Source organism: Streptomyces sp. NRRL F-5650, from assembly GCF_000721365.1.
Classification (GTDB): domain Bacteria; phylum Actinomycetota; class Actinomycetes; order Streptomycetales; family Streptomycetaceae; genus Streptomyces; species Streptomyces ardesiacus.
Genome location: NZ_JOGV01000089.1, coordinates 1 through 8,586, shown reverse-complemented (window position 1 = coordinate 8,586; position 8,586 = coordinate 1). Strand labels below are relative to the sequence as shown.

General features: G+C 72.7%; 6 protein-coding genes. 3 read left to right on the top strand and 3 right to left on the bottom strand.

Going from position 1 to position 8,586, the window contains the following annotated elements:
- On the bottom strand, window positions 1-1,434 hold a 1,434-nt coding region (locus IG88_RS39645), incomplete at its 3' end, for a sigma-70 family RNA polymerase sigma factor (RefSeq protein WP_037837513.1).
- A 287-nt stretch (window positions 1,435-1,721) separates the two neighbouring features.
- On the bottom strand, window positions 1,722-2,549 hold the full coding sequence (locus IG88_RS0137125) for a TetR/AcrR family transcriptional regulator (protein ID WP_031051076.1): 828 nt from the start codon (window positions 2,547-2,549) through the stop codon (window positions 1,722-1,724).
- A gap of 374 nt (window positions 2,550-2,923) precedes the next feature.
- On the opposite strand from IG88_RS0137125, the gene IG88_RS0137120 reads away from it, so the two are divergent.
- On the top strand, window positions 2,924-4,303 hold the full coding sequence (locus IG88_RS0137120; protein WP_031051073.1) for an NAD(P)/FAD-dependent oxidoreductase: 1,380 nt from the start codon (window positions 2,924-2,926) through the stop codon (window positions 4,301-4,303).
- A gap of 182 nt (window positions 4,304-4,485) precedes the next feature.
- On the top strand, window positions 4,486-6,153 hold the full coding sequence (locus IG88_RS0137115) for an ATP-binding SpoIIE family protein phosphatase (protein WP_031051070.1): 1,668 nt from the start codon (window positions 4,486-4,488) through the stop codon (window positions 6,151-6,153).
- A 45-nt stretch (window positions 6,154-6,198) separates the two neighbouring features.
- Here IG88_RS0137115 and IG88_RS0137110 read toward each other — a convergent pair whose 3' ends face one another.
- Window positions 6,199-7,476 carry an MDR family MFS transporter gene (locus tag IG88_RS0137110; RefSeq protein WP_031051068.1) on the bottom strand — a complete coding sequence of 426 codons (1,278 nt, stop codon included), beginning with the start codon at window positions 7,474-7,476 and terminating at the stop codon, window positions 6,199-6,201.
- Window positions 7,477-7,622: 146 nt separating this feature from the next.
- Between IG88_RS0137110 and IG88_RS0137105 the strand changes: the two genes are divergently transcribed.
- Complete coding sequence (locus IG88_RS0137105; protein WP_030405241.1) at window positions 7,623-8,171, top strand: MarR family winged helix-turn-helix transcriptional regulator; 549 nt, start codon at window positions 7,623-7,625, stop codon at window positions 8,169-8,171.
- Window positions 8,172-8,586: the final 415 nt, after the last annotated feature.

Here is an 8,586-nt window from a genome sequence, read left to right as displayed (position 1 = left end):
GTTCGGGGGGCGCGTCGAGGGCGTGGGTGTCTCCGGGGCGGGCTGCGCCACCGGTGTGGAGGCCGGCGGGGCGGCCTTCGGCGGTTCCCTGTCCGGGGCTTCCTGGCCGACCAGGGCGAAGGCCAGAGCCGCCGCGGCGGCCACCGCGACCACACCGGCCGCGATACCGGCCTTCACCGGCGCGCCGAGCCCCTCCGAGGCCGCCGCACCGCCCCCGGCGCCCGCTCCGCCGGAGCTGCCGCCGCTCGCCGCGGCCGCCGCGCCCGCGGCACCCGCCGCACCGGCGCCCGCGCCCCCGGCGACGAGACCCGCCACCTTCGCGTACCCGGCGACACCGAACCAGCCGATGACCGCGACGGGCACCACCGCGGGGATGCCGCTCGCGACCTCCTCGATCTGGGTCGCGGCCAGCCGGCACCTGGCACACTCCTCCAGGTGCTTGCGCAGCCCGCGTTCGGCCCGGATGCGCAGCCGGCCGCGCGCGTACGTGCCGAGCTGGTCGGCATAGCGGGCGCACTCCTCGTCGGTGGCGAGCGCGCTGCTGACGTGGGCCTGGAGGTAGGCCTGCTTCAGCCCCTCACGGGCACGGCTGGCGAGGACCCGGGTGCCGTTGGCGTCCAGCCCGAAGAGCGTGGCCACCTCGCTCGGCGACTCGTCCTCGACCTCGGTGTGCCACAGCACGGCCTGCCACCGCTCCGGCAGCGAACGGAAGGCCCGCATGGCCATCGACTGCTCGGCCTCGTGCATGGCGCGGACGTCGGCGCCCAGCTCCAGGGTGTCGTCGTCCGGCACCTTCGCGGTGTAGGCGGCCTGCGCGGCGAACACGGCGAAGTCCTCGACCAACTGCTCCCGCCCGGCCGACCGGGTCCAGCCGGCGGCGACGCGCCGGACCGCGGTGAGCAGGTAGGCGCGCACGGCGTGCTCGGGTCCCGAACCGCCGCGCACCGCCTGGAGCATGCGGGCGAAGACCTCGGCGGTGAGGTCGTCCGCGGTGTGGGCGTCGCGGCAGCAGGTGCGCGCGTACCGGCGTACCGCGTCCGCGTGGCGGAGGTACAGCTCCTCGTAGGCGGTGTCGTCGCCCGAGCGCATCCGCTCGATCAACTCGGCGTCGGACGCCGGAAGCTCGCGCGGAGGCGGCAGGACGCCACCGTCGTCCGGCTCCCGGGGCGGTGGCAGCACGCTGTCCTCGTTCAGCTCGCGCTGTATCGGGACCCCGGCTCCCGCTCGGTCCCCGCCCTCGGCCGGAGCCTCGCGGCCACCGTCCTGGAAGGGACCCTCCCGCCGGACGCGGGCCGCTCCGGCCGGACCGCCCTGGTCCGGCACCTGTGGCGCGCCGTCGTCCCGGGGTGTCCCGGCCCGGGCGTCTTCGGTACCGGCGTCACCGGGACCGCTCGCGCCGTCACCGACTGATCCGTCCCGCCCGTCAACGCTCATCGCGGAAAGCCCCCGCCCACCTGCCCAGCCAGTCCGAACACCGGGTCAGCGTGCCATATTGGCTTTTGTTCAGGACCCCCTGGTGCCGACCGTCACTCGTCTGTGGGGACTTGCCGGGCCGCGGTAATAACGCTCAGCCGTTCGGGGAAGGGGTGAGGGGCTCACCCGTTCGGCGCCGCCGTCCGTGACCGGCCCGTCCCTCTTTGTGCCCGTTCGCGACCGGTTCGCCCCTCCCGCTCGTGCCCGGTCGGCAGCGGTCGGCACCGTCCGGCGGCGGTCGATCCCGTTCACGTCGGTCGCGAGCGCAGCCCCTCCAGCAGGATGTCCAGCAGCCGGGCCGAGGCCGCAGCCTGCTGGGCCGGGTCCGGGAGGGAGGGTGCCGCCGTGGCTATCACCAGCAGGACGTCCGAGACCGAAACGTCCGGCCGCAGCTCACCCGCGGTCCGTGCCCGCTCCACGAGCCGGCCCACGACCTCCAGCAGCGCCGCGGCACCTTCGTCCCCCGCCAGGGAGCCGGCGCCGCTGACGGGGTCGGCGACCGAACCCGCCGCGCCGGCCGGTTCTCCCGCCGCGGTGGTCTCCTCGGGCACCAGTCGCAGCTCGCCCGTGCCCGGCTGCATCCGCTGCTGCGGCACCCGGGGATCACCGGCCGCCACACCGTCGGCACCGCCCTCGCCGTCCTCCGACACCCCGACCCGCAGCACCTGCGGCGGCAGCAGCCGGCCGGCGCCCGAGGCCACCGACGTCCGCAGGAAGCGGGACAGCGCCGACCACGGCTCGTCCTCCTGGCCGAGCGCCGCACGCGCCTGGTCGGTGAGCCGGGCGGTCTCCTCCTCGGCTATCCGGCGCACCAGCACGTCCTTGCTCGGAAAGCGCCGGTACACCGTGCCGACACCGACCCGCGCGCGCCGCGCCACGTCCTCCATCGGCGCGCCGTACCCCAGCTCGCCGAACACCTCGCGCGCCGCGCGCAGCACGTGCTCCAAGTTGCGCTGGGCGTCCACGCGCAGCGGCGCGTGGCGTGCCGCGTCGCCGCGGGCGCCGTTCGCCGCACTCATCGCGCCGCCGGGCGCGACGGCCGACGCGGACGACCAATGAGAATCCTGAACATGCATAGACAATCCCCCGGTAATGACGTCTCCCCCCGGAGACTCTCCCCGCCATCGAAAGCCGGAGCGGGCGGAACGGGCCCGGTTCCTGTGGTCCGCCCGTCGCGGACCCCATGAGCGCATCCCCCCACACACCGTGGGAAAGAACATAGTTGAGTGAGGGTCAATTCAGAAGGGGCACGTTCCGCACGGTGTGCCCCCCGATCGGAGCACCGCTCGCATACACCCCGAATATGCCGCTCCCAACCCCCACTTACACCCGCGCTGACCTGCGCGATCACGTGTCGGAGGAGTGATTGGACGGCGTGCGCGCCCCACGATCTCCAGTCACACAATTTGCCGAGCCTGTGGACAAACGCAAGCGTCGGGTGCGTCATGGGGTGGTGAAGGAACGTGCGCGCATTCTCGTTGTCGGCGGTGGCTACGTCGGGATGTACACGGCCCTGCGGCTGCAACGGAATCTCAAGGGCGAACTGCGCCGGGGCGAGGCCGAGATCACGGTCGTCACCCCGGCCCCGTACATGACGTACCAGCCGTTCCTCCCCGAAGCGGCGGCCGGGTCCCTCTCCCCGCGCCACGTCGTCGTACCCCTGCGCCGGGTCCTGGGCCAGTGCGACATCGTCATCGGCGAGGTCGAGTGCATCGACCACACCACCCGCACCGCCACCCTCACCACCCTCGCCACCGACGAGGAGAAGACGGGCGCCCGCCGGGTGACGTACGACGAACTCGTCCTCGCGCCCGGTTCCGTCTCGCGCACCCTTCCGGTCCCCGGCCTCGCCGACCACGGGGTCGGCTTCAAGACCGTCGAGGAGGCCATCGGCCTGCGCAACCACGTCCTCGAACAGATGGACATCGCCTCCTCCACCCGCGACCCCGCCCTCCGCGACGCCGCCCTCACCTTCGTCTTCGTCGGCGGCGGCTACGCGGGCGTGGAGGCCCTCGGCGAGCTGGAGGACATGGCCCGCTACGCCGCGCGGTACTACCACAACGTCACCGCCGAGGACATGAAGTGGATCCTCGTGGAGGCCTCCGGCCGCATCCTGCCCGAGGTCGGCGAGGAACTGGGCCGCTACACGGTCACCGAACTGCGCCGCCGCAACATCGACGTACGCCTGGAGACCCGGCTGGAGTCCTGCGCCGACCGCGTCGCCGTGCTCAGCGACGGCTCCCGCTTCCCCACCCGCACGGTCGTCTGGACCGCCGGCGTCAAACCGCACCCGCTCCTGGCCGCCACCGACCTGCCCCTCGACGGCCGCGGCCGGCTCACCTGCACCGCCCACCTGTCGGTCGACGGTACCCCGCACGCGTGGGCGGCCGGGGACGCCGCCGCCGTCCCCGACGTCACCGCGCCCGAACCGGGCCGGGACTGCGCCCCCAACGCCCAGCACGCCGTACGGCAGGCACGGGTCCTCGGCGACAACGTGACCCACGCCCTGCGCGGCGAGCCCCTGGACACGTACGCGCACAAGTACTCCGGCTCCGTCGCCTCCCTCGGCTTCCACAAGGGAGTCGCCCAGGTCCACGGACGCAGACTCAAGGGGTACCCCGCGTGGTTCATGCACCGCGCCTACCACCTCAGCCGGGTCCCCACCGTCAACCGGAAGGCACGCGTGCTCGCCGAATGGGTGATCGCCGGCCTCTTCAAACGCGAGATCGTCTCCCTCGGCTCACTCGAACATCCGCGGGCGGAGTTCGAACTCGCGGCCGGTGGAAAGCCTTCTCAGGAGCCCCCGCACAACCCGAAGGGGTCGTCCTGAGCGGACTCAGGAACTCCCCCGCCCACTGGGGCGTCTGACGGATGTCGGCCGGGCGGGCACCCTGCCAGACTGGTCCACCACCGCGGGCGCGCCGCCGCTCGCCCCAGCGCGGCCCCCGGGGCCCGGGCCGCCCCGGCCCGTCCCGGTTCCCGGCCGCCGACGACTACGCGAGGCAAGGATTCGTGAACTTCACGCGCTGGAGCGCCCGACTCCCCGGAACACAGCGCCGCGCCGCGTCGCGGACCGACACGACGGTCTCCCCCGACCGCAGGGGAGACGGCTCCGTACCCGCCGCCCGCGCCGAACAGCTCACCGAGGAGGCCCCACCCGCTCCCGGCGTCCCGAGCGTCGACGAACTGCCCGTGCGCGACGTCCTCGACCGCGTCCCGGCCCTCGTCGCCCTCGTCCACGGCCCCGAGCACCGCCTCGCCTACGTCAACGACGCCTACGTCGCCGCCTTCGGCACCCGCGACCTCGGCGCCCGCGCCCGTGACGCCCTCCCCGAACTGGACGAGCCCGGCCTCTTCCCGCTCCTCGACCAGGTCCAGCGCAGCGGCAGACCCCGCACCCTCAAGTCCCGCAAGGCCCCCGACGGCCGTTCCTACACGTTCACCTGCACCCCCGTCGCCGACACCGCCACCGACGACGGACGCGACGGCCGGGGCGTCCTCGTCTTCGCCACCGACGTCACCGACCACGCCGAGGCCGCCGGCCGCCTGCGCGCGAGCGAGCGCAGCCAGCGCGAAACCGCCGTCACCCTCCAGCGTTCCCTCCTCCCGCAGGAACTGGAGTCCCCCGACGACCTGCGCGTCGCCGCGACCTACCACCCGGGCGGCACCGAGGCGGCGGTCGGCGGCGACTGGTACGACGTGATCACCCTCGGCGGCGGCCGTACCGCCCTCGTCATCGGCGACGTCATGGGCAGAGGCGTCCGCGCGGCCGCCGTCATGGGCCAGCTCCGTACGGCGGTGCGGGCCTACGCCCGACTCGACCTGCCCCCGCACGAGGTGCTCCAGCTCCTCGACGGCCTCGCCGCCGAGATCGACGCCAACCAGATCGCCACCTGCGTGTACGCCATCCACGACCCGAACGAGGGCCGGCTGGTCTACGCGTCCGCCGGCCACCTGCCCATCCTCGTCCGCGACGAGGACGGCACCGTCCAGCGCGCGGACGAACCCACGGGGCCCCCGCTCGGTACCGGCGGCTGGATCCACGCCTCCGGCTCGATCGCCCTGCCCCCCGGTTCCACGGCCGTCCTGTACACCGACGGCCTGGTGGAGCGCCGCGACGAGGACCTCGACGTGGGCATCGCCGCCCTGGAGCACGCCCTGTCCGGCGCCACCGGCACGCCCCAGGTCGTCTGCGACCGGCTGATCCGCTCGGCGGGCGTCACTCCGGACCACGACGACGACGTCGCCGTCCTCGTCCTCCAGCACCCCGCCCGCAAGGGCGCCGAGGCGGAACTCTTCCGCAACGCCGCCCTGGAACTGCTCGGCGGCGTCGAAGCGGCCCCACGCGCGCGTGCCTTCGCCTCCGGCGTCCTCACCAGTTGGCGTTTCCCCGCCGACCTGCACGACCTCGGCGTCCTGGCCACCAGCGAACTGGTCGCCAACTCCCTGCAGCACGGGACCCCGCCGATGCGGCTGCGCCTGCGCCGCACCGACCGCCGCCTGATCATCGAGGTCACCGACGGCGACGACCACCTGCCCAGACGCCGCCGCGCGGAGCCCGGCGACGAGTCCGGCCGGGGCATCGCCATCGTCGCGACCATCGCCTCCAACTGGGGATCCCGGCGCACCCCGGGCGGCGGCAAGGCGGTGTGGTGCGAGTTCGTCCTGCAGAAGCCGTGAGGCCCGGGCGCGGGCGGCGGCAACCCGCCCGCGCCCCGGCCCGTCTCACGCCTCGGCGACCGCCACCGCGTCGGCCGGCGCCCCGCCCTGCGTGACCACCCGGCTCCGCGCGAGCGACGGCTGGTTCTGTACGTCCGTGAGCTGCCGCCCCAGCCGCACCGCCAGCACCGAGATGCCCAGCGAGAACACCAGGAAGGCCACGATGTACGGCCCGTGCAGCGAGGCCCCCAGCGGCCCGCCCACCGCGGGACCGATGGCCAGCGCGAGCTGCTTCACCAGGGCGAAGACCGAGTTGTACTGCCCGGCGAGACCGTCCGGCGCCAGATCCGCCACCAGCGGCGCCAGCGTCGGCGACAGCATCGCCTCACCGAGCCCGAACAGCGCGTACGTGGAGATGAACGCGGCCGTCGCCATCGTCTGGCTGCCGTGCCCCAGCCCGGCGTACCCGGCCACGGCCCACGCCACGGCCCAGATCAGCCCCACGGAGGCGATCACGCGGGACCGCTTGCGCCGCTCCACGAACTTCAGCACCGCGAACTGCGCGACCACGATCATCAGCGTGTTCGCCGCCAGGGCGGTCCCCAGCGCGGACGTGGAGATCCCGGCCGCCTCGACGCCGTACGCGCTCAGACCGGACTCGAACTGCCCGTAGCAGGCGAAGAACAACACGAAGCCCAGGACGCAGAGCTGCACCATGGCCCGGTTGCCCAGCAGTTGCTTCCAGCTCCCGCCGCCGCTCTGCCCAGGCGCCGCCTCGATGCGGGGCGCGCGGGGTGCCCGCACCGTCGCCATGACGGCGACGAGCACCAGGAACATCGCCGCCTCGATGGCGAACAGCACCGTGAAGGACGACGCCTTCGAGGTGTCCACCAGGTGACCGCCGATGAGCCCGCCGACACCGAGCCCCAGGTTCTGCAGGAAGAACTGCATCGCGAAGGCCCGCGACCGGGTCTCGGTCGTGGAGCAGTCCACGATCATCGTCGCGAGCGCCGGCTGCATCACGGCCTGTCCCGCACCGAGCGCGGCCGCCGAGAGCAGCACCGTGGCCGCCGAGGCGGACAGCCCGAGGCTCATGGCGCCCAGGGCGGCGGTGACCAGGGCGACCAGCAGTACCGGCAGCGGGCCGCGCCGGACGATGGCCCGCCCGGCGAACGGCAGCACGATCAGCGCGGCCACGGCGAAGACGGCGAGCACGAGGCCCGCCGTGACAGAACCCAGGCCCCGTACCTGCGCCACATAGACGTACAGGTAGGGGACTGTGAAGCCGAGTCCGAACGCGCTGAGTGCGTTGCCCACGTGGATCCGGCGCATCGCCGCGCCCATTGCCCTGGTCACGTTCACCCTCTCTTGATCTCTCGGGATCGGTAGCCCCAGCCGTTAGAGCTGAAGACTTAGAAGCTAAAGTTCGAAGGTAAAGAGTACATACCGAAGGACTTCAAGGCAAAGGAGTCGCGTGCCATACTGCGGGCATGGGCGACACCTCCGGCGCCGGCGAGCCGACACTCGAAGAGCAGATCGCCGCCTACCAGCGCGAGTTCCAGGACCTCGACCCCCAGGTCGAGAAGATCGTCTCGGCCCTCTCCCGCCTCAACCGCCGCATGAACGTCGCGTACGGCCGCCAGACCGCCGAGCTGGGCATCAGCAACACGGACTGGGAAGTGCTGAAGGCCCTCGTCCTCTCCGGTGCTCCCTACCGGCTGGGGCCCGGGGACCTCGCCAAGCGCCTCGGCCTGACGCCGGCCGCGATGACCCACCGCATCGACCGCATGGTGTCGGAGGGGCTGGTGACCCGGGAGCGGGACGAGACCAACCGGGTCCGCGTGATCGTGGCGCTCACCGCGGAGGGGCGCGAGAAGTGGCTGGCGGCCATGCGCCTGGCCACGGTCTTCGAGGAGGACCTGCTCCAGGACCTCTCCGCCGACGACCGCACCGCACTCGGTGAGGTGCTCACCCGCCTCCTGCACCGGGTGGAGCACGCCCAGCCCGACGCCGCCGGCCGGCTCAGCGACCTCGATTAAAGATCTTGACAGGCATGCTTGACAGCCACCTGCGGTAACCGTAAGGTTCTTCGGGTTGCCACCGGACCGTAACGGTTCTGCGGCAACGCCTTCCGCCGCAGCAGCGGCAATCAAACCACCAGCACGATCCCCAGCGGGAATGGTTTCGGCGCGCCCGAATTCAATTCCGGTGGGTACTCGTCGCCCCGATCGCCCCCGATTGGGAAACGCCGAGAAGGTCCGCTAAGGTTTGAGACGTCGGAACGGCCCAACGGCCGGGACGGCAACCCCTTCTGACGGGGAATCAGAGTCCGAAAGGATCTGATAGAGTCGGAACCGCCGGAAAGGGAAACGCGAAAGCGGGAACCTGGAAAGCACCGAGGAAATCGGATCGGAAAGATCTGATAGAGTCGGAAACGCAAGACCGAAGGGAAGC